Consider the following 20,295-nt stretch of genomic DNA (forward strand, 5'->3'; position numbering starts at 1 on the left):
AGTACAGCGGCTGAGGTAAACGTTACTTGCGTTGCGCGAGATGGCTCGCCAGGGTCTGCAGAAATTCCAAGGCGAACTGCTTATCTGCGTCGCCCAACTGAGGATCGAGGTGATTTGCTGACCCTGGTCCTGAGGGCGAGGGCTGATGGCCAAGAGCAGCTCATCGGCCGGGCAGCCGTACAAGTCGGCCAACTGCAGCAGCTTTGTCACGGAGAGCTCGACCAGGCCACGCTCGAGGCGCGACACGGCCTCGCCGGTAATGCCCAGGTGCTCGCCGACCTGCTCCTGGGTCAGGCCGCGGTCGCGACGGTACCTCTGCAGCTGGCGGCCAATGTGATGTGGGCTAGGCTCTTTGACGGGCAACGGGGCGCTCTCCAATTCGACCCATATGGTTGACTACCAACCCATAGATATGAGCGACTCAAATGGTTGGCTGGCAACCCTATGAGGCGTATCACCAAAAATAAGTGTATGACCGACCCGTCCACACGGAGGCATCAACTTGCACGGATCACACCAGAGTGAGGCAGATAAGTTAGCGATCAAGGCCTACGAGTTGTTCATGGCCACCCATCTGGAACCCGACAATCCGCAAGTGCGAGCCGAGTTGATCGCCTGGGTTCAGGAGAACCCGGCGCACTGGCGGGCATTCCTTGCCCTGGACCAGTGCCTGGCGGAAGTGAAGCAGTTGCTGGAGAGTGAGCGGCGTGGGAAAGCCCAGCGAAGTTGAACGTGCAGCAAGGCTCAGCGCTGCTCGCCGGGTGAGCTGCGCAGCCCCTGCGAAATCGCGCAGTGACCGATTGTTCCACTGAGTTCCACGGCTCAGCCGGCCCTGCGCGGGGCTTTCTTGCCGCCGCCTTTACCATTGGTGCTGGGTTTGTCCTGGGCTTTCTCACGCATGGTTACCGACGCCAGGCGGTGCGGCAGGATGCCAATGCGCCGGGCCTCGACTTTGAACGTTACGCGGGCGTTGTCTTCGCTGTCCTCCCACTCCTCCTTGACCGTGCGGCCCTCAACCAGGACGCGCATGCCTTTCTGGAACAGGGTGCTCCAGTGTTCGGCGTCGCGATGCCAGAGCTCGACGGGCGCCCAATACCCCCCGCGGTCCTCGTAACCGCTCTCGCGCGGTACCGGGTTGTCGAAGTAGACGTTGAGCCGCAGCAGGCGCCGCGGTTCATCCGGGTTGGTATTGAACTCCTGGTATTCCGGGGCGCTGCCAATGTTGCCTTCACCAACAAACAAAGTGCTCATGCGGATTACTCCTCGGTGGGGAAACGGGAAAGGGTGAGCTCCGCGGCCTGGAGCTTGCTGACACCGGTAATGGCCTGGCGATACAGCGACTGCAGGCTGCTCATCTGCAGGTTCAGCACCACGCGGTTGGTCTCCAACTGGTACAGCGCCTGCCGCAGCTCAGGGTGCAGGTGCGGCTGAACCACCGTCTCCTGCCACACCTGCATGCCCATGCGCTGAAAGTCCGGGCTCCGCCAGCGTAGGAAATCGGTACCCGTCGCGCTGTGCTGCACGACTAATCGCAGGTCCAGCAACGTGAAGGGTGGCTGCGCCATGATCGCCAGCATCACTGCCATCAACTCGGCGACCTGGGTGCGCAGTCGCAGGATCATCTCGGCGAACTGCTGCAGCTCCCCCTTACCCTTAAAAGGCTTCAAAAGGCCTTTTAGGGAGGCACCTTGTGCGAGCTCGCGATAGGCATCTGATGACAATCGTCGGGCTATCGCATCGGCCAGGGTCATGGCTCACCCCCTTCGGAGGGTTGATCCGGTGTCGGGAGGGCTTCGGCCTCTGGTTGAATCGATTGATCTGGTTGACCCAGCTCATCGGGAGTCGGGGCGCTAGTGCCTCGTGTGATCGGTGGGGCGAATTGGGAGCGGTGGCTGCCCTCGAGCACTTTGCGCGGAGGCGTGCCGAACTTGTCGATCGCTTCACGGGCGCGAGCATTGTTGGCGGCCATGTCATCTCGGCTCACGCCCGCCAGGCGATAGCGCTGGGCCAGACCGAACAGGCTGCGCAGCTCGTGGGCGCCGCGATCGATCCAGGTTTCCATGTCAGGACGACCGATCAACGCGGTGTGGTGGGCGAGCAATACGCGGCGCACCAGGGTGTCGTAGTCGGTCAGCAGGTAGACCGCGAGAAAGCCGAGCTGGCTGCCGATGAACAGCGGCAGGGTGACGGGGTGGATGTTGAGGTTTTCGCCGATATCGATCTGGGAGGGCAGGGCGCGCTCCACCCGGCTGACCTGCTTGGTCAGCGTACGCATCTCGGCTTTGGCCTGCAGCAGCTTGTCCTCCAGTTGCAGCATGAACCAGTCGGCAAACGGGTCATCCTGGCTGCTGGCATGCTTGAGCAGGTTGGTGACGCCGATATAGCCGGCCATGCCCATGATCGGGTGCACCCCTTCGCGACCCATGCGGCCTTGCCACAGCCGCGCCGCGTGATGGGTGTGCAGGGTGAGGGTGATGCTGCTACGCAGGGAGCCCAGATTGAGCTGGTAGTGATCGGCCATCGTCAGTTACCTCGCCGTCGGAATGACGCCGACGATGGGCTGATCCGTGGCATCCGATGCGGATCAACGCGAAGGTGGTTCGCTCGCATTTTCAGGCGGTGGACGTCCCTGGATTTGATGGCATTGGCATCAAATCCACTGAGCGCCACTCCCTAGGTCGCTGTGCCGATGCCGCGGCAGCGTTGTTTGAGTTCTTCCAGGCAGGAAAGGGCGAGGGGCGAGGCGGTGCGCTGGCCACTGCGCTTGGTTCGCTCGGCGGGTGGCTCTGTGGGTGTGAGGCTCGCTATTCGCGAAGGCGGACTCTTGGGAGCAGAGGTCTCGGCACGAGCCGCCCACAGCGTGAATTCGCCTTGGCAAGCGCGCTTGATCAAACCCATCAGGTAGGCGACCGGTTTTCGGATCTCGCCGCGGGCGCAGCGCACCGCCGCTTCATTGATCACCGCTTGTTGCTGTTCGGGTTCGAGCTGACGCATCGCCTGGGTGGCCATGCGCCGCTCGTTCGCGTTCAGCGGTAAATCCTCTGGCCAACGTGCCCGACCAAATTCCACCTGCGCCAGTACCGTACTTTTTTTGCTTTGGTCTTTCTGTACTGTACGGCCGGCGTCGGCATTCCGAACCACAGCCGAAACCGGCGCATTGCTGCAGGGTTCGGAATCGGTAGCCGAGGGGTGCGAATTCCGAACGGGGTGGCGCTGGCCTGGTTCGGAGTTTTCTGCATCCGCCCCTTCGTTCATCAACGGCAGTGCATCCTGCGGTGCTGGTGGCAGTGAGCCGAGTCGGTCCTTATCGGCCTGGGCGACCTGGGGGTCGGCTTGGATCTCCGCGATCACATGTTGTGTTACATCACGCACCCCCTTGGTGGCGTGGCTGAGGTTTTGCTGCAGGAGCGCTGCATAGCCGCTATCCAGTTCCAACTGCTCGGCTGCGGTCAATGGATCGCCCTGCAGGACATACACGCAACCGCGCAGGCAGCCCTGGGCATCACGCGAGCGGTCGACCAGGCTCAGCCAGCGGGTGGTCCGCAGGACGTTGAGCACGCGGGCGATGGTCTCGCGCGATGCCTGCTTGCCACAGGGGCTGGTGGCCAGATACGGTTGCAGGTCCTCATACCGTGGTGTTTTGACCTGGCGCTCGGTGATCAGCCAGCGCAGAACCTGCCACGTGTTGCGCTCGAGCGGGGTCAGCCGACGATCGAGGAGTAATGCGTGTGGCAAGGGATTGTTGTCGCCGTAGTAGATCGTGCGCAGTGCCGGCGGCGCATCAGCGGCTGCCTCTTGGGCTTGCGCCGCCTGCCATTCATTGCGGCGGCGAAGGGCGTCGTAGCACTGGCGCACCACATCCTGCCAGTCGACCTCGTAGAAGCTCAGCATGGTGTGCCTCCGTACAGCTCGATCTGTTGCCAGACCAGGGTCAGGCTGATGTGTTGTTCCTCGGCCAGCATCATCATGGTATCCAGTGGGTCGTTGTCGGGATCTTCGGTGCGCAACTGGCTCCAGCGATTCCACACGGCATGTTCCTGCGCTTCGCTGAGCTGAACGGGCCGACCTCGGTGGGTTTCGATTTTCAACACGCGACGGCGCAGCGCCGTTTCCGAATGGTCCAGACCAAAGCAGCGGTACATGATGTTGGAGCTGGCACCGAGCTTGAGTGCTCGGTTGATCAGGCGTTCGTTCTGCTCGTCGCGCTCGGCCTGGACGATCAGCCGACGCAAGACGGTGATGTCGACCTTGACCTCGACCCAGGCGATCGACGAGTGCGCCAGGTGGGATAGGGTAGTCGGCGGCAACGACTGCAGGACCTCGATGTCTTCATCGGACAATCCCAGCGCTTTGCAGCGCTGCAGGCGGCCATGGCGCAGCTCATGCAGCACCTGGTTCAACATCGCATGGTTCAATAGATTGAAGGTCGTGCTCATGAGGTGGCTCCTCACGTTAACGAGTGGGCGACAGCGTCAGCTCGATCAACTGCCGGGCGTGGCGAACCAGGGAGAACAGCTGCTCCAACTGAGCATCGGGAAGTCGCTCAAGGCCCACCGTCAGGGCTGGGCGCTCGGCAAAGGGCAGGTCGTAGGCGCCAATCAGCAACTGGCCAAACAGCGCGGCCGGCAGTTGCTGGCGCTGCTGCCAGGTCACGTCGTCCTGCAGGCGCAGCAGGGCTGACAGCAACAGCTGAATGCCGGTGTGGCGGGAACTGAGGTGTTCGCCGTGTTCGAGTGCGAGGGTGAAACCCAAGCCATCTGTGTGCGGGCAGACCATGGCCCTGGCATCGGCGTACGTGGCCAGGTCCGTAGCCAGCTCGGCACAGCGCTCACGCAAGGCATTGATGTCATCCAGAGCTGGGGCAGGGGGAGAGAGCGAGACCGCATGTGATTCGCCGATCTCAGCGGTAATTGGCGGGGCCGCGACAAGCGGCTCGTCATCACTCAACGCCTCGAGGATAGTGGGTAGGCGGACCTCCTGAGGCGTCGAATTATCGCAGGCGCTGCTCACCGGTTCCGGTACGGGCAGTTCCTGGGCAGTATCTGGCGCGTCCTCGATGGCAGGTGATGGCGGAGAGGACTCGGCGTGTATCTCCTGTCTCCGCGCCTTAGGCGTGTCCGCAGGAAGTGGCGAGCGATGCGGCCCCTGAAGCATTTCCAAGGCGAGCAAGCGAGGCGTCTGCTTCAGGTGCAGCGCCATTCTGGCAATCAGCTCGTCCTGCAGCTTACTAGAATCCAGCTCGGGCTTTTCACAATCAAACGCTGACAGCACTTCAAACCACAGCAGCGGGAATTGTTGAGCGCCCCCCAAATACTGGTTCCAGATCGACTCCGCCCGGCGCCGCAAGTTGATGAGGCGTCCAATGGTGGGTTTGCCCAGGCCTGCATACAACACCTGCGGGATGACCGGCAGCAGGTGTTCAAGGGCGTCGAACATGCGGCTGATATGGGATTGCGAGATCGGGTAGCCGCCCTTGCTCAAATGGGTGGAGAGTTCACGTTGGCTGAGGGGCTCTCCCGACTGCTGGAACATGTCCTGGAGTTTCGCCACCGCGAGGGCTCGCTCGACGAACGTGAGCTGGCCATGCAGATCACTCTCGGCCAGGTGCCCGAGCAAGGCGTGCGATTCGGATTGCCAGGGGCGGAACAGGCAGTGGATGCGAAAGAAACGCTCGTCACGGGTTTCCTGCCAGAGCTCGCCAAGGATGCTCAAGCGTGTGTTGCCGCCGTTGCGAATGATGAAGTGCGGCTGATCCGGTCGGCGGGTAATTGCAGGCGGCTGATCCAGGCCACGTTCACGGATTGATGCCTTGATCTGGTCGTACAGCGGGTTGCGGACGACCCGAGGGTTGAGCTCGTAAGGGCGCAACTGTTCGAGGCTGACCACCATGGGTGTGTCGCCAACCGGCGTGGTTGAAATCTCGCGGCCAGGCTTCTGCGGAAAATGCGTCTGCTGCAGTTGACGGGTGATGTCATCGGACGTCGGCGGCTTCATCACTCACCCTCCAATCAACCGCGACGGAGCATTCGGCGGCCGGGAGCTGACGGCTGGCCGAGTGCAGGCGTGTTTGAGGCGACCAGCCGCTCAGCCCACTGCGGGAACAATTCGACCGCGAGCGCGCGCACGACTTCCGCAGCGCAAGGGCTGCGACTGCCAGGCGGCGGAGTGAATTCGACACGGTGCGCTGGCAGCCCCAGCGAGGCGGCATTGGTGTAGGCGACACGATCGGGGATTACCGTGGTGCAGACACTGACATGGGGATCGTCCTGAAATGAGGATTGCAGGCTCTGCATGATCAAGCGGGTGTCACGGCGGTTGGCATTGACCTGGTTGAGCAGCAGTTTTACCGAAGGTAAGGCGACGCCCAGATAGCGGTAGGGCTCCAACTCGTCAAACAGCCCCAGCGTGCCGCGGCGCAGCTCGCGCGCGGCGAGCATTTCCGGCGGAACTGGGCACAGCGCGCAATCGGAAGCGAGGATGACCATCTCCACGACCACGCTGCGCGCACCCTGAGTATCGATGATCAGCACGTCGTATTGATCCGCGAAGGAGGGCAGCAGGTTACGCAGGCGCAGACGACCATCGGCCGCGTGCAGCAGCAGGGTGCTGATATGCCCAGCTCGGTCGTTGGACACGATCAGATCCAGGTGCTGGATCACGGTGGCGGAAATTACCTGTTCAGGTGCCGTGAGCCGTTGCGCAATGAGTTCGTAGCTACCGGCCTCACGGGCTTCGCGCAAGGCGTAGTAGCTGGACAGCGTCGGTTGGCTGTCCAGATCCAGCAGTAAGACGCGCAGGCCTGCATCGGCGAGCACACCGCCCAGGTTGGCGGCGACGGTAGTTTTGCCCACGCCACCCTTGGTCGAGATCAGCGAGAGGACGTCCATGATTCAGTCCCCAGTGGACAGCCGGTCCTGGACCCACTGCTCGATTTCCAGTGAGTCCCAACCGACGGCGCGCGTACCGATACGCCGGCACTGTGGAAACTGTCCGGCCTTCATTAGGTTGTAGATGTGTGAACGCTTGAAGCCGGTTTTCTGCTCCACTTCATCACGGCGCATGATGTGGCGGTCGGTTGGCAGGGGGGCAGGGCTGGTTGGTTGCATGATGTCACTCCATAGCGCCGGGTGGCGCGTGGTGGGATGTGACAGTCAGTGAAGGTCGAGGAAGGACTAAAAACATTGCCAGGCAATGCTCGGCATTGCCTGGCTATACGACATCAGCCGCGTAGTGCCTGGGCCAAATGACGGCGAGCGTCGGCAAATCTCCGATCAATGGTATGTTTGCTCAGACCACCCATTTTGGGAAATCGGAGAGTAATGGCTTCGACCAATGCTGCCTGGCTTGAGTAGATCGACTGCCGCTTACCACTTTTCGATTTGCCTAGCGTGACCTCCAGCAAGGCGCCGACGATCAGGTTGTAAGTGCCTTCGGACAGCTCGGAGGGGATCCCGCAGGCCTCGAGCCGCGCTGAAAGCTCATTGTTGAGGTTGGCGAGCGCTGTCATTTCTGCAGTGGTGGCTTTCAGCTCCTCCTGAAGCTTTTCAATAATGCGCCTTGACGCTTGGAGATCTGTTTGCTGAACCAGATGAGCATTCAAGCTGATACATTCCGCATGATTCAAGTTCGGAGGGAACAGGAATTCGGGCTTCTGATCAGGAAAGTTGCGTATGAACCAAACCAATAAGTCGGCGCGCCGAATACGGCAGTAATCACGGTGTACTTGGTTGGCTAAAGTGATTGGGCATCCTAGATAAGTTGCAGGCAGGTCACCGCAGGCGATTGCGTCATAGATGCATTCGGCGGATCTGTCCAGGAGCGGCCATTGAGGAAAGTGCTTGAGCAGGCTCCCGGGGATAGATAGATCAACTCTCAAAATCTCGGCCTCATGGTCAATGAGGTCGCACCAGAGTATTGAATCGCCCCTGGTTTCCTAGACACTCTCCAAGCTCAGGAAATAGCGTTTCTCATACTCTACTGGAGACAGCTGCATAGCACTGCTGTGTCGGCGTTTAGGGTTATAGAACATCTCGATGTAATCGAAAATATCACTTCGGGCTTCTTCACGGGTTGTGTAGATCTTTCGTCGGATTCGCTCCCGCTTCAAAAGCTGGAAAAAGCTCTCGGCTACGGCATTGTCGTGGCAGTTTCCCCGCCGGCTCATGCTGCTGATTACATTGTTAGCCTTCAAGAAGCTTTGCCAATCTGAGCTACTGAACTGACTACCCTGATCTGAGTGAATCATCACTTGCTGCTGTGGCTTGCGTCGCCACACAGCCATCAACATTGCGTCGATAGCGAGGTCGCTGCACATCCTTGGCTTCATTGACCAACCAATTACTTGGCGTGAGAACAGATCCAGCACTACCGCCAGGTAGAGCCATCCTTCATAGGTGCGGATGTAAGTGATATCTGTCACCCAGACCTTGTTCGGTTCACTGACATTGAACTGCCGCGCGAGGTGGTTGGGCGAGGCCACTGTTGGTTTACCACCGTAAAACCCTGGACGCCGCCGATAGCCCGTTTGCGAACGCAGCCCCTCCGCCTGCATCAAGCGCCCGACTCGATTTCGTCCGCATTCCTCTCCTAGCTCACGTAGGTCATCGTGAATTTTGCGGTAGCCGTATACGCCTCCGCTTTCTAGCCAAGCGTGTTTGATCAAGCCAAGCAGACGTTGATCTTCTTTTGCTCGGGCAGATTGAGGCTCGGCCAGCCAGGCGTAGTAGCCGCTGGGGTGCACCTTGAGGGTTTGGCAAAGGCGCCGCACCGGGTAATCAGTCGAGTGCTTCTTGATGAAGGCGTACTTTAACCGCACTCCTTGGCAAAGTACGCGGCGGCCTTTTTTAAGATGTCTCGCTCTTCCGTCACGCGCTTGAGTTCAGCGCGCAGCTTGCGCAGTTCGGCCTGCTGATCGTCGTCTTGCTGACGCTGCTCTTGGGGCTTGCTGTAGACCTTGATCCAGGCATAAAGGCTGTGCACGGACATGCCCAGGCGCTGGGCAACATCGGCGACGGGCTTGCCTTTCTCGGTGACTTGCTTGACCGCTTCGATCTTGAATTCTTCAGGGTAACGCTGACGACTCATGGCACCTCCTATTTGGGCCTCATTATGAGGCTTGGAGGTGTCTACGAAACCAGGGGCGATTCAGCTGTACGATCTTGTCCTCCAAAGAAGCAATACCCAACGGGCGTTGCCTGCCACCGGCTTTGGGAATGTAAAGCCGGAGCCCCTGACGGGTTCTACGGCTAGCGAAAGGTGGATGGTGGCGGAGTTCTGAAGTGCTACCGAACAGCGTATAGACACCTTAATTACTGCAACAGGTTGGCATCAGAAGGGCCATGGCATCATCCTCAAAGCCGAATCATACGGTGCTTTGGTAGCTGCTCTGTCCCGGCTCCTGACGGCCCTGCACGCACTCAGGATTCGGTCGATCTCCTTGGCGAGGCCATGTGTATGGACGCTGAAACTGCAAGCGTTCGCAAACGCAAAGCGCTCTCAATCCGCTCCTTGGGTGCGGACGTGCGGTGCTTTGCTTGCTAAAAATGGATAGTGACCACCTCTCTCGAAAATCATACTGATGCTACCGGCAAAGTGACTCAAGCGGTCGCTTATAGCGCTTCAGTAATTTCGTAGAGTGATGATTGTGAACGCAGAGCTTAATAAAAAAACTAGTCAGTATGATTACGTAATAGTTGGTTCAGGATCGGCAGGGGCGGTTGTTTCCTACCGACTAGCGGCTGCAGGTCATAAAGTGTTGGTTCTGGAGGCTGGTGGAAGTGACTGGGGGCCTATTCTCCAGATGCCTTCAGCCCTTCAAGTCTCGATGAGCATTAAGCGATATAACTGGGATTATTCCAGTGTTCCGCAAAAAAATCTTAAAAATCGTGTGCTTTTCTGTCCGCGCGGTAAGGTAATAGGTGGGTCTTCTTCAATTAATGGTATGGTCTATGTGCGTGGGCATGCGCGCGACTTTGACAGTTGGGAAGTGTTAGGCGCCCAAGGTTGGTCTTATCAAAATGTCCTTCCCTATTTCATGAGAATGGAAAAATCTCATGCCGGGGAAAAAGGATGGAGGGGTACAGATGGGCCAATGCATGTAACGAGAGGTACGCTGGAAAACCCTTTGTACAAAGCGTTCATCGATGCAGGAGTGGAAGCTGGATACAATCGAACCCAAGACTATAACGGTTCATGTGGTGAAGGTTTCGGCGCTATGGAGCGCACAGTTTATAATGGTCGTCGTTGGTCTACAGCTAGCGCGTATCTGCGACCAGCTCTTGAGACAGGAAACGTTACCTTAATTAAGCACGCGTTGGTAAATAAAGTTATCATCTCGGAAAAAACTGCTCGAGGTGTCGCTTACTCTAAGGGGGGCGATAGCTTCGAAGTTTTTGCGAATAAAGAAGTTATTCTCTGTGCAGGGGCGATCAATACACCGAAATTACTTGAGCTTTCCGGTGTTGGCAGAGCTGATGTATTGCTAAGAAACGGAATCGATCTAGTGCACGAATTGCCTGGTGTCGGAGAAAACATGCAAGATCATCCCGAGGTGATCATGCAATGGCATTGTAAAAAGCCAATCACTCTCAATAAACACAACAATGTTCTATCAAAGGCATTCATTGGCGCTCAATGGCTGCTCACCAAGGAAGGTCTAGGTGCTACGAATCATTTCGAAGCCTGTGCGTTTATTCGAGATAGAGCGGGTATTGAGTATCCTAATTTAGAGTTTCACTTCATGCCGGCTGCCATACAGTATGATGGTACTGCCATTGAGCAGAAACATGGTTTCCAAATTATGGTTGCTTCTGCTCGGCCTCTTTCCAGAGGATCAACTCACATTCAGTCGAGTGATCCCGATGTATCACCACGCATTGATTATAATTTCTACGATCACCCAGATGATATTGTAGAAATTCGCAATGGTATTAGGCTCGCTAGGGAAGTGATTGGGATGCCGGCTATGAATCAATTTGCTGGAGAAGAGCTTTTGCCGGGAGCCGGTTATGAAACTGACGAGCAGATCGATCAGTTCATCCTCGAGCATACTGGTAGTGCGTATCACCCTTGTGGAACCTGTGTTATGGGCGATCCGGCTAATCCGATGACCGTGGTTGATCCTGAATGCAGGGTAGTAGGGCTAATGAATCTACGTGTCATAGACTCTTCCATTATTCCGCTTGTTCCAATGGGAAATATTAACGCTCCTTCTATCATGATAGGAGAAAAAGGCGCGGATCATGTGTTGGGCATTGCGCCTATCGCCCCGGCAACCCGGCAACCAATATTTGTCGAAAATTGGCAGTCGAAACAACGTTGATACAACAAGAGTGAACTATATGAAAACTGTGCTGAATTACATTAATGGTGCTCAGGTTGAAGGGGGCGGGAAGCTCTTTGATAAATTCTATCCGGCTAGCGGGGAGTTATTGCTCAAGGTTAGTTTCGCAGCAGAGCAGGATTGCGATAGCGCTATTGCTGCGGCTAGCGAGGGTTTTAAAAAGTGGGCAGTTACTCCCCCGGGGCAGAGGGCGGCAGTGCTGCGTAAAGCGGCCCAGTTGATGCGTGAGCGATTAGACGTTCTTGCTGAAGTTGAAGTGCTTGATACTGGTAAACCGTTGCGTGAAGCAAGGGCCGATGACGTAGTATCGGCTATCGATTGCTTGGAGTACATGAGCGCGCAAGCGGCAACAGTACATGCCCAGCAGTATGATCTGGGGGCAAATATGGCTTACACGCGACACGAACCGCTTGGTGTATGCGTAGGTATTGGTGCGTGGAACTATCCAATCCAGCTCATAGCCTGGAAGGCGGCGCCGTGCCTGGCAGCAGGAAACTCAATGGTATTTAAGCCATCTGAGATGACGCCGTCTAATGCAGTCTTGTTCGCTGAGATACTGAGCGAAGCTGGTCTACCGCCTGGTGTATTCAATGTCGTACAAGGTGATGGTCAGGTTGGTCGATACCTGGCTGAGCATCCGCAAGTGGCTAAAGTTTCATTCACCGGGTCAGTCGCTAGCGGTCTAAAGGTAGCTGCTAGCACCGCCCGAATGATGAAGAAAACTACTCTGGAGCTTGGTGGGAAGTCACCGCTAATCATTTTTGCTGATGCTGAGATTGATGTTGCAGTGGAGGCGGCCCTGTGTTCAAACTTTTCATCACAAGGTGAAAACTGCTGTAATGGAACACGAGTGTTCGTCCAAGCTTCGATTTATGATGAGTTTTGCGAGAAGGTGGCTAAGGCTACAAAAGCGCTCAAGGTTGGCAATCCTATGGATTTGGAAACCGAGATCGGTTCGCTCATTTCTCCTCAGCATAGGGATTCGGTGTGTTCGTACATTGAGAGTGGTGTTCAGCAGGGCGCAACTTTACTTGTAGGTGGTGGTGTATACGTTGTTGAGGGGCTGGAGGGTGGTAGCTTTGTTTTCCCAACAGTGTTCTGTGACTGCACTGACGAGATGGATATCGTCCGAGAGGAAATTTTCGGCCCTGTTATGTCGATCTTGAAATTTGAAACCGAGGAAGAGGTGCTTGCCCGTGCTAATGACACTCTTTTCGGATTGGCTGCTGGGGTATTCACCCAGGATATTAGTCGCGCATTACGTATGACGAAGAACCTTGAGGCCGGTGTTTGCTGGACAAATACGTACAATGTCGTGCCTGCTGAACTCCCTTTCGGTGGGTATAAAAATTCCGGATTAGGAAGGGAGAATGGTGCTTACGCTCTTAAAGAGTATACTCAAGTAAAGAGTGTCTACATTCAAGTGGAGCGGCCATCCTTTCCGTTCAAGTGTGTAAAATAATAGATTTGCATAACAAATTGTTTCCTTAAAGCTGCCAGTGCTAAAAAGTTTAAAATAATAACGTTATCTAACAGCTCTATATCCGATACATGCGTTCAGGACTGTTATCTAGCTGACGTAGTGCTTCGGTTGCAGGGTTAAAGGTGAAATATAATGGAAACTCAAAACAAGATGGCCGGTTTGCAAGGCAGCCTTGGTGTGATGGGCGTTGTATTGATGGTGCTAGCCCAAGCAGCTCCCTTGACGGTAATGGCTGGTACTGGGCCACTGATGATCGGGTTGGGTAACGGTATCGGTGTTCCGATGACTTCGGTGGTGGTTGGTTGTGCTTTGCTTCTGTTTGCATTTGGATTTGTGGCTATGTCCAAATATATTGAAGGGTCAGGCGCATTCTACGCTTATATTCTCAAGGGAATGGGGCCAGTTACAGGAATTGGCGGCGCAGCCGTTGCTGTAGTTTCATATACATTGGTATTGCTCGCACTTGAAGTGTTCTTATCTATTCTTGTAAAGGATGCAGTCGAGCGCTGGGTGGATGTGAATTTACACTGGAGTATATACACCAGTGCTATCATCCTAGTTATCGGTGTCCTTGGTTACAGAAATATTGAGGCGAGCGCCAAGGTTTTAGGTGTGGCACTGGTGGCGGAGATCGCTATCATAATTGTTGCGGATATTGTTGTTGTTTGGCAGCACGGCTTAGCAGGCCTGGATGCCACTCCTCTACTACCCTCCAGCTTCATGTCTGGTAATCCTGGTATTGGCATCCTCTTCACCGTGCTGTGCTTTGTAGGTTTTGAGGCAACAGTCGTTTACCGAGAAGAGGTCAAAGATCCGAATCGGACGATACCTCTGGCTACCTACTATTCTATCATTATCATTGTCGTGCTTTACTGTGTGTCGTTTTATCTTACTATCATTGGTATTGGTGTTGATGATGTAGTAAAGCAGGCGCTAAGTAATACAGAATATATGTATATTGATTTTGTAGGTCATTATATGGGGAAGGTTGCCCAAGATATAGCTAATATCCTGGTGATTACCAGCTTGTTCTCCGCTGCACTGGCAAATCACAATGTGATAGCTCGGTATAAATATGTTTTGGGCCGTTCATCTGTTATTAATCCAAGATTCTCTGACGTACACCATGTTCATGGGTCTCCACATCGAGCTTCGTTTACACAAACTCTAACGGCTTTGGCATTGGTTGTCGGTTCGATTGTATTCAACCTCGACCCTATCAAAGAGGTATATACTTGGGGGTCTGCGGCAGGTACCCTGGGTTACATGCTCATCATTACCCTAACTGCTCTTTCAGTAATTCTGTTCTTCAGGAAGGATTCACGCGCAGTTCCGGTGTGGAACTCCAAAATTGCACCGTACCTCTCTTTGATCTGCCTTGTTGGTTTCCTGTGCCTAGCTCTTGTGAATATTTCCGCCCTGACAGGAAGTCAAGGTTGGAATTTTGTAAATATTTCGATAGTTGCGGTGGTGGTAGGCACATTTGTGATTGGGGCAACACGCGGTTTGTATCTCAAATGTTTATCGCCGTTGCGGCTGGTTCAGGTGTGTGAGCGGGTTTGAATCTGTGTATTAAACTGGCTAAGAGGTTGTTAGGCTGGACTGGTTGCCAGCCTAACTTACCTATGTTTAGGTTGAGTATAAAGATTTTCGAGTTTTGCCTTTAGTGTTTGCGAAGGTAGTTCACCAAATAGCTTTTTGTATTCTCTGGAAAAATGGCTGAGGTGTAGAAAGCCCCAGTTAGTAGCAGCCGTAGTTACCGATTCTCCTGATGACATGTTTTTCAGGACTTGATTTAACCGGATTGCTCTCATAAACTCGGCGGCTTTCATACCTACCGTTTGATGGGTTGCGTTTTGAAGCGTTCCACGTGAAATGTGTAATTCATCAATCAGTTGCGATATAGAACGGATCTCATAAGGCTGGGAAATGATTATCGAGTAAGCCCTTTTTATGATTTCCCAGTAATGATTAACGATGTAGCTTTCGATGTGGGGTTTAGTTGAGTTCGTTTGTTTGCGCCATTCATATAGCGAGTCGGTGAATACGTCTATCAAGTTGACCGATGTGGAGGCAAAGTGTGTGTTCGCATCGCTGGACAGATAGAATGAATTTTCGAGTCTTTTCAAGTTTGGTTCGCAGATTGTTGCCAACACTCTCGGTGACGATTCAAGATTTAAAAGCAAATCATTTGTTAAGTGTTTTTCGAGTTCTGATCCCTTACGGATGCTGATCATCAGTGCCTTCATGTTCTCCGCGCTTTTGAATTCGTATCCGCACCGTCCTGATATCAGTACCACGTCCCCTTGGCTTACTGATCTTCCGCAAGTTGCCATCTGCTCATCACATTTGAGTGCAACGACGAGACCGATTGAGTTGTCTGGTATACAGCCCTTCTGGTACGTGGCCTTATTCATTTGCTCAAAGTAAAAATCTGCCTGATCTAACGATAGGTCGATTCCGACACCCTTGAATACGCCACGAGAAATCTGCGCATATTGCTGCTGCCACTGCGATATAACTTGTGCCTGGGAGTGTACATCTCTAGAAAAACGTACTTTATGGTTCTCATCAAGGCCCATCGCTTTCCTCCTGTTTACCATGCTGGGTTGATTGCGCCTAATTCCAAGCAATTTTTATGCCAGCGCCATCCTCCCAGTACGGCTTTGAGCAACTTGGTATCGATTGTCAAATATTTAATGGGAAATCCGATATTCTGACAATTCCGTTATGTGGAAATGGAATAAAAATTTAAAGCCTGATTCTGCCGTGTCGAAGCGCTGAGCACATTGTCTCCTGGAATTCTAGCGGTAGGGTCAACATAGCATGATGCGATGTTTAGGTGATACTAAATGTAACGGCGCTGTTCAAGATCCAGGTCCATCAGTTTTCGATAATATCTAGTTATATTATGCTGTTTCTGGTGCGTGTCATGAGACTTGATTTTGTTAGATGCCCATGGCCCGGTTCGCTGAAAAGGCTTTCCAGTAACGCAAGATGTAGTCCGAGGAGTGGTTTCATAGGCTACTATGCTAAGGGCAGAAAATGTTTGATGTGATTGGCGTAGCTGTATGTGAGAACTGATCAGGTCAGGTGCAGTAGTTTTACGGGCATTGCGCCGGAGAGCAGAGGTTGTCTATATTTCTCAAATGACATAAAAATGTGGGGTTGTAGTCTGGGTGGGAATATTTATGAGGGGTTAAATTAAACACCCCGGCAGGGAGCGAAGAGACACTTCGCTCCCTTTATGTGTTTACAAAGCAGGCGCCCCGAAAGCTACATCCTTTTTCCCATATCTACGGACTCGGATGTTGGCTTGCTCAGCGTGACCGACAAACCCTTCCATGAGGCACAGGCGAGAGCAGTATTCACCGATGAGGGCTGATGCTTCATCAGTGAGGACTCGCTGGTAAGTACAAGTTTTGATGTATTTACCAACCCATAGGCCGCCTGTGTAGCGAGCTGCTTTGTTAGTTGGCAGCGTGTGGTTGGTGCCAATTACCTTGTCGCCATAGGAGACATTAGTGCGAGCACCCACAAACAGAGCGCCGTAATTCTGCAAGTTCTTAACAAAATAGTCGTCATCTCGAGTCATAATCTGAACGTGCTCAGAGGCGTACTCGTCCGAAAACTTGACCATTTCCTCATAGGACTCACAGAGAATGATTTCACCAAAGTTCTCCCAAGCCTCCGCGGCGATGGCAGAAGTTGGCAGTAACTCCAGAAGGCGTGCGATTTCCTTCAGCGTGTCTTCCGCCAACTCCCGGGAAGTCGTCAGCATGACGGCAGGAGAATCTTTACCGTGTTCTGCCTGGCCGAGCAAGTCAGTGGCACAAAGCTCGCCGTCCACGCTGTCATCAGTGATCAGCAGGGTCTCGGTGGGGCCGGCGAAGAGGTCGATGCCCACTCGACCGAAAAGCTGACGCTTGGCTTCAGCCACATAGGCATTACCTGGGCCGACGATGATATCCACCGGATCGATGCTCTGGGTGCCGATAGCCATCGCACCCACGGCCTGGATCCCTCCGAGGCAGTAAATCGAGTCTGCGCCTGCAAGGTATTGAGCTGCCACAATGTAAGGGGCGGGCTTGCCTTGGAAGGGAGGGGCTGCCGTGGTGATGTTTTGGACGCCCGCCGACTTAGCCGTGACGATGGACATGTGGGCCGAAGCCAGCAATGGGTATTTGCCGCCTGGAACATAGCAGCCGGCAGCGCTTACTGGGATGTGCTTATGACCCAGGATAACACCTGGAATGGTTTCGATTTCGCAATCCAGCATAGAGGCACGTTGAGCATCAGCGAAGCGACGTACCTGAGCTTGAGCAAACAGAATGTCATCACGCTCACGATCAGTCAGTTTATTCATGCACTCTTGGATTTCCGCAGGTGTCAGGCGGTAGTCAGTGCGATCCCAACCATCGAATTGAGTCGATAGCTCGCGGACGGCGGCATCACCGCGCTTCTCGATGTCCAGGAGAATACGGGAAACGTCCGATTTTACTTTCTCGTTCGAGGCTACTTGCTGCTCCGTAGGGTTCGCTTTTTTTATCCACTCAGCCATCTCATCACCTTTATTGTAGGTATCAGAACCCTAGCGTCTCGCCATACTCCGACGCGTAGTTCTGAAATAAATAGTTTCAGGCAAAACGCCTTGTTTGTTTACATTGGTTAACCAAGCCAAATGTGAGTCAATCGCTTCCGCTAGTTCGTGCGGATGCGGAGATCGACGCTCCCGGCAGAGCGGCTAAGCCTAACGACCAGAAGGCTTAATGCCCTGCCTAGTAAAGAAATTAAGCGTTTATCTGAGTCGCCACAATTTCTCATAAGGACGAAAAGTGACGCACTGTGACGCAGGCTGGATTTGGAGTGGGGAAGCTGGCGGCTGCGAGGTGATGATGAGCCTTAAGAAGCATTTTCTACGTCATATACGGGCAGAATCGATGAAGGAGTTATCACTGTCTAGGTAAGTAATGATTTCCTTGGGGATGGAAGGATCTGTGGGTGAAAGCACTGTTGCTCGCTTTATATGAGTTTTGCGTATTAAGCCTTTACCCACAAATGCCATTGCGACCTTGGCTGCTACCGGTTGCCGCATCATTGAAGCGGCTATCCCGCTGGTAACTCCGAAGATAAATTTTTTTGAGTTGCGGTTCACAGACGCCAGGTTGCTGAATGTCAGTTCATTGCGCTGAATCGTCTCAAAGTCTATAGCGAAAATTCGGCCTGCAACAGGGAAGCACAATCCATGATATTTAAAGTGGTAATCGTTTTTACCTGTGCCATCGGCGCTAGGAAATCGCTCAACATAGTAATGCCTTAGGGATCCCTCCGCTTCGTAAATACAGAAAATCGAGCGAACGATCTGGCCGGTGTAAATTGACGAGTAGTGATAGCGTTCATAGACTCCAATTATACTGCTAGGTGAGGGGGTTGCACTGGCAGTGACTTCGTCGATGAAGCTGATCATCTTGGGCGCTTGGATCAGACTTCGAAATAGATGAAAGTGGCTGCCGTCAATTATGGATCTAAAGTCTCCAGGGGATGAAAAAAGAACTTCAGTTGATAAGCCAAAATGATTGGCAATAGCCCTAAGGTTGCTCTTGGAAGGCTCGTGAGTGCCAGCAAGATATTTGTTGAACTGTTGCCGGTTGAGACCAACTTTCCTGCAGAATTCTGTTACAGATCCCGACTTTTCGCACAGTGTTCGTAGGTTGGCGGATAGGTAGTCAGATGAAGCCATGGACAAGACCTCCAGATAGAATTTCCATACAGGTTCGTAATCAAAAAGCCAAGCAACATTTCTACATGTTACCGCGTCAGATCGAAAAGGGTGGGGGTGATTAGACGTATTATTCTGCGACGCCGAATAGTAATCCTGAGAGAGCAGGTATCATTAAGCCCCCTGACTGGTATTCATTTTCGCACATCCTAGCTCTGGCTCCTTCGCGTTCAACGTGGCTCCAGTGAGCCTCTATGCATTGGCAGGAGGCTTAGATTATCGGGGCGGCTCCATTCTGTCACTCGTTCCCATTCAGATCTCCCAACCGCTAGCTCCGCTTGCCCTGGCGGTGAGATGCGGTCTACGACATCATTTGAATCCAACTGCGCGAAGTTATCAATCGGAGCGGTGTCGTGGCTATAGATCAGCAGCGGGCCAAATGACATCGCTTCTGATACTGGAGCAGCTTACGGACACAACGTGCGCATCCATCTGGGTCAGAGGCGGGCCAGTTCAGGGTCACGACTTGCTCACCGAAAGGCAACTCGACGGACACGGCATCGTAAGTTGGTTGTTTGGCTTTCGCCTTGGTCGGTATGGGGGCTTGCAAAGCTGCAGTAGACTGTTTGAGGAAAAGTGGCATCAATTTGTGAATGACGTCGGCGTTGATGTCATTGCTGGTATCTATCTGGATTTTGTGCTGAAAGCAGCCTTGAGCAGCGATATCGATATTGGGCTTTTCGGTCTTAACGTCGGCCAATTCGTTGAGTTCAAGGATTAGGTCATCATTGAGGGAAAGTAGTTGTATACCTCGACTATAAACCACGTTGCCACTATCGGTAAGGATCACTTTTCTAGGATATCGGATAAGTAGCCTGAAACCCAGCTTGTTCTCAAGAAGAGCCACATGCTTGCTGACGGTGGCCTGGGTAATCCCGAGGACTTTCGAGGCGTGAGTAAATCCGCCTTGTCTCACCACCTCTATAAAGCTTCGCAGTGGCCCGAGGTCTGTAATGCCTTGCATGGAGATTTACCCAAATAACGGTTGACGATCAGTACGTTATGAGATGCATGTTCAATTAAAGTCGGAGAGGAGTGCAGACATGCGTTCCCACGATTTCAGAATATGCTCCCGCATGGCGTCAGTAGCGGTCTGAGCGTCGCCATTCACGAGCGCTGAGATGATGAGGTTGTGCTCTTCTCTGGCCTGCTCGGTTACGGATGTGCGGAAACAGAGTCGGAAAACATGCATGTGCGCGTGGAGGCGAGCGAGAGTCTCGGCCATGAGCTCGTTGCCGGCTTGCTGCGCGATCCAAGCATGGAACTCTGCATCATGCTTTGCAAAGTGACCATAGGCGGTGGAGTCATGCTTTTTGGCCGAAATTTCGATGCGATTTGAGAGGTCGCTAAGGTACCGCCGCTGCTCGTCACTCATCCTCTCGCAGGCAAGGGCCACCATATATGGCTCAAGCAGCAGGCGCATTTCATGCATCTCTTCGAAGCGCTTGCGAGCCGGCATGTCGGCGGCGCTGTAGCCTACGTTGTGTGTCTTGACCACCAATCCTTCTGCTTCGAGCCTGATGAGAGCCGCGCGTACCGGGGTCTGCGAGACGCCTAGTTGTCGGGCCAATGCGTCAACTGAAATCTTGCTGCCGGGCAACACCTTCAGTGTGATGAGCTCTGCCAACACCGTCTCGTAGACCTTGTCGCCAAGCGATAAGTGGTTGGTGTCCATGAGAGGCTGACCAGAAA

19 protein-coding genes and 1 pseudogene are annotated in these 20,295 nt (G+C 53.9%); 4 read left to right on the top strand and 16 right to left on the bottom strand.

All coding sequences use genetic code 11. The features are described 5' to 3' along the window. Window positions 1-22: 22 nt before the first annotated feature. A pseudogene (locus PRJ_RS09610) lies at window positions 23-363 on the bottom strand (helix-turn-helix domain-containing protein). A gap of 199 nt (window positions 364-562) precedes the next feature. On the opposite strand from PRJ_RS09610, the gene PRJ_RS09615 reads away from it, so the two are divergent. Continuing rightward, a complete protein-coding gene (locus tag PRJ_RS09615; protein WP_256597947.1) occupies window positions 563-730 on the top strand; it encodes a hypothetical protein in 168 nt (55 codons plus the stop codon). Window positions 731-822: 92 nt separating this feature from the next. Here the strand turns inward: PRJ_RS09615 and PRJ_RS09620 are convergent, their stop codons facing one another. From PRJ_RS09620 to PRJ_RS09665, 10 genes are all read right to left on the bottom strand, one after another. After that, window positions 823-1,251 carry a single-stranded DNA-binding protein gene (locus tag PRJ_RS09620; RefSeq protein WP_104961218.1) on the bottom strand — a complete coding sequence of 143 codons (429 nt, stop codon included), beginning with the start codon at window positions 1,249-1,251 and terminating at the stop codon, window positions 823-825. A 5-nt stretch (window positions 1,252-1,256) separates the two neighbouring features. Next, window positions 1,257-1,751 carry a DUF3158 family protein gene (locus tag PRJ_RS09625; protein WP_104961219.1) on the bottom strand — a complete coding sequence of 165 codons (495 nt, stop codon included), beginning with the start codon at window positions 1,749-1,751 and terminating at the stop codon, window positions 1,257-1,259. Then, window positions 1,748-2,521 (bottom strand): PFL_4669 family integrating conjugative element protein, encoded by a 774-nt coding sequence (locus PRJ_RS09630; RefSeq protein WP_104961220.1) that lies wholly within the window; start codon window positions 2,519-2,521, stop codon window positions 1,748-1,750. The genes PRJ_RS09625 and PRJ_RS09630 overlap by 4 nt, the downstream gene beginning before the upstream one ends. A gap of 152 nt (window positions 2,522-2,673) precedes the next feature. Beyond that, window positions 2,674-3,891 carry an STY4528 family pathogenicity island replication protein gene (locus PRJ_RS09635; protein ID WP_104961221.1) on the bottom strand — a complete coding sequence of 406 codons (1,218 nt, stop codon included), beginning with the start codon at window positions 3,889-3,891 and terminating at the stop codon, window positions 2,674-2,676. Then, window positions 3,885-4,436, bottom strand: coding sequence for a DUF2857 domain-containing protein (locus PRJ_RS09640; protein ID WP_104961222.1), 552 nt, complete (start codon window positions 4,434-4,436; stop codon window positions 3,885-3,887). The genes PRJ_RS09635 and PRJ_RS09640 overlap by 7 nt, the downstream gene beginning before the upstream one ends. Window positions 4,437-4,452: 16 nt before the next feature. Beyond that, window positions 4,453-5,994, bottom strand: a complete 1,542-nt coding sequence (locus PRJ_RS09645; RefSeq protein WP_104961223.1) for a ParB family protein — start codon at window positions 5,992-5,994, stop codon at window positions 4,453-4,455. A gap of 14 nt (window positions 5,995-6,008) precedes the next feature. Further along, a complete protein-coding gene (locus tag PRJ_RS09650) occupies window positions 6,009-6,887 on the bottom strand; it encodes a ParA family protein (protein ID WP_104961224.1) in 879 nt (292 codons plus the stop codon). A 3-nt stretch (window positions 6,888-6,890) separates the two neighbouring features. Continuing rightward, entirely contained in the window at window positions 6,891-7,106 is a 216-nt protein-coding gene (locus tag PRJ_RS09655; RefSeq protein ID WP_104961225.1) for an AlpA family transcriptional regulator, read from the bottom strand. Between the two features lie 113 nt (window positions 7,107-7,219). Further along, window positions 7,220-7,600 (bottom strand): hypothetical protein, encoded by a 381-nt coding sequence (locus PRJ_RS30340; RefSeq protein ID WP_256597948.1) that lies wholly within the window; start codon window positions 7,598-7,600, stop codon window positions 7,220-7,222. Between the two features lie 333 nt (window positions 7,601-7,933). Next, window positions 7,934-9,084 (bottom strand): IS3 family transposase gene (locus PRJ_RS09665; RefSeq protein WP_104960814.1). Its coding sequence is split into 2 segments (ribosomal slippage): window positions 7,934-8,850 and window positions 8,850-9,084, totalling 1,152 coding nucleotides; the frame shifts between segments, so codons are not numbered across the junction. 559 nt (window positions 9,085-9,643) lie between these two features. On the opposite strand from PRJ_RS09665, the gene PRJ_RS09670 reads away from it, so the two are divergent. The 3 genes from PRJ_RS09670 to PRJ_RS09680 all read left to right on the top strand — a co-directional run bounded on the left by PRJ_RS09670 (window position 9,644) and on the right by PRJ_RS09680 (window position 14,387). Next, the gene (locus PRJ_RS09670) at window positions 9,644-11,320 is read left to right on the top strand and encodes a choline dehydrogenase (RefSeq protein ID WP_256597949.1); all 1,677 of its coding nucleotides are present in this window, start codon (window positions 9,644-9,646) and stop codon (window positions 11,318-11,320) included. 19 nt (window positions 11,321-11,339) lie between these two features. After that, window positions 11,340-12,803, top strand: coding sequence for a betaine-aldehyde dehydrogenase (gene betB / locus PRJ_RS09675; RefSeq protein WP_104961228.1), 1,464 nt, complete (start codon window positions 11,340-11,342; stop codon window positions 12,801-12,803). Between the two features lie 153 nt (window positions 12,804-12,956). Continuing rightward, window positions 12,957-14,387 carry an APC family permease gene (locus PRJ_RS09680; protein WP_104961229.1) on the top strand — a complete coding sequence of 477 codons (1,431 nt, stop codon included), beginning with the start codon at window positions 12,957-12,959 and terminating at the stop codon, window positions 14,385-14,387. Between the two features lie 56 nt (window positions 14,388-14,443). Here PRJ_RS09680 and PRJ_RS09685 read toward each other — a convergent pair whose 3' ends face one another. From PRJ_RS09685 to PRJ_RS09705, 5 genes are all read right to left on the bottom strand, one after another. Beyond that, window positions 14,444-15,406 carry a helix-turn-helix domain-containing protein gene (locus PRJ_RS09685; RefSeq protein ID WP_158682550.1) on the bottom strand — a complete coding sequence of 321 codons (963 nt, stop codon included), beginning with the start codon at window positions 15,404-15,406 and terminating at the stop codon, window positions 14,444-14,446. 671 nt (window positions 15,407-16,077) lie between these two features. Then, window positions 16,078-17,385, bottom strand: a complete 1,308-nt coding sequence (hisD, locus tag PRJ_RS09690; protein ID WP_104961231.1) for a histidinol dehydrogenase — start codon at window positions 17,383-17,385, stop codon at window positions 16,078-16,080. 360 nt (window positions 17,386-17,745) lie between these two features. Beyond that, on the bottom strand, window positions 17,746-18,564 hold the full coding sequence (locus PRJ_RS09695; RefSeq protein ID WP_104961232.1) for a helix-turn-helix domain-containing protein: 819 nt from the start codon (window positions 18,562-18,564) through the stop codon (window positions 17,746-17,748). 403 nt (window positions 18,565-18,967) lie between these two features. After that, window positions 18,968-19,567: a LysR family transcriptional regulator gene (locus PRJ_RS09700; RefSeq protein WP_104961233.1), complete on the bottom strand. Its 600-nt coding sequence runs from the start codon at window positions 19,565-19,567 to the stop codon at window positions 18,968-18,970. 51 nt (window positions 19,568-19,618) lie between these two features. After that, window positions 19,619-20,278 (bottom strand): GntR family transcriptional regulator, encoded by a 660-nt coding sequence (locus PRJ_RS09705; protein WP_104961234.1) that lies wholly within the window; start codon window positions 20,276-20,278, stop codon window positions 19,619-19,621. Between the last annotated feature and the right edge of the window lie 17 nt (window positions 20,279-20,295).

The sequence above is a fragment of the Pseudomonas sp. XWY-1 genome (assembly GCF_002953115.1).
Classification (GTDB): domain Bacteria; phylum Pseudomonadota; class Gammaproteobacteria; order Pseudomonadales; family Pseudomonadaceae; genus Aquipseudomonas; species Aquipseudomonas alloputida.

Excerpts from the sequence above, each read along its gene's own strand:
- PRJ_RS09650 (WP_104961224.1), bottom strand. The coding sequence starts at position 6,887 with ATGGACGTCCTCTCGCTGATCTCGACCAAGGGTGGCGTGGGCAAAACT.
- PRJ_RS09705 (WP_104961234.1), bottom strand. The coding sequence starts at position 20,278 with ATGGACACCAACCACTTATCGCTTGGCGACAAGGTCTACGAGACGGTG.
- PRJ_RS09625 (WP_104961219.1), bottom strand. The coding sequence starts at position 1,751 with ATGACCCTGGCCGATGCGATAGCCCGACGATTGTCATCAGATGCCTAT.
- betB (WP_104961228.1), top strand. The coding sequence starts at position 11,340 with ATGAAAACTGTGCTGAATTACATTAATGGTGCTCAGGTTGAAGGGGGC.
- PRJ_RS09620 (WP_104961218.1), bottom strand. The coding sequence starts at position 1,251 with ATGAGCACTTTGTTTGTTGGTGAAGGCAACATTGGCAGCGCCCCGGAA.
- PRJ_RS09680 (WP_104961229.1), top strand. The coding sequence starts at position 12,957 with ATGGAAACTCAAAACAAGATGGCCGGTTTGCAAGGCAGCCTTGGTGTG.
- PRJ_RS09645 (WP_104961223.1), bottom strand. The coding sequence starts at position 5,994 with ATGAAGCCGCCGACGTCCGATGACATCACCCGTCAACTGCAGCAGACG.
- PRJ_RS09700 (WP_104961233.1), bottom strand. The coding sequence starts at position 19,567 with ATGCAAGGCATTACAGACCTCGGGCCACTGCGAAGCTTTATAGAGGTG.
- PRJ_RS09655 (WP_104961225.1), bottom strand. The coding sequence starts at position 7,106 with ATGCAACCAACCAGCCCTGCCCCCCTGCCAACCGACCGCCACATCATG.
- PRJ_RS09685 (WP_158682550.1), bottom strand. The coding sequence starts at position 15,406 with ATGGGCCTTGATGAGAACCATAAAGTACGTTTTTCTAGAGATGTACAC.
- hisD (WP_104961231.1), bottom strand. The coding sequence starts at position 17,385 with ATGGCTGAGTGGATAAAAAAAGCGAACCCTACGGAGCAGCAAGTAGCC.
- PRJ_RS09630 (WP_104961220.1), bottom strand. The coding sequence starts at position 2,521 with ATGGCCGATCACTACCAGCTCAATCTGGGCTCCCTGCGTAGCAGCATC.
- PRJ_RS09615 (WP_256597947.1), top strand. The coding sequence starts at position 563 with ATGGCCACCCATCTGGAACCCGACAATCCGCAAGTGCGAGCCGAGTTG.
- PRJ_RS09640 (WP_104961222.1), bottom strand. The coding sequence starts at position 4,436 with ATGAGCACGACCTTCAATCTATTGAACCATGCGATGTTGAACCAGGTG.
- PRJ_RS09695 (WP_104961232.1), bottom strand. The coding sequence starts at position 18,564 with ATGGCTTCATCTGACTACCTATCCGCCAACCTACGAACACTGTGCGAA.
- PRJ_RS09635 (WP_104961221.1), bottom strand. The coding sequence starts at position 3,891 with ATGCTGAGCTTCTACGAGGTCGACTGGCAGGATGTGGTGCGCCAGTGC.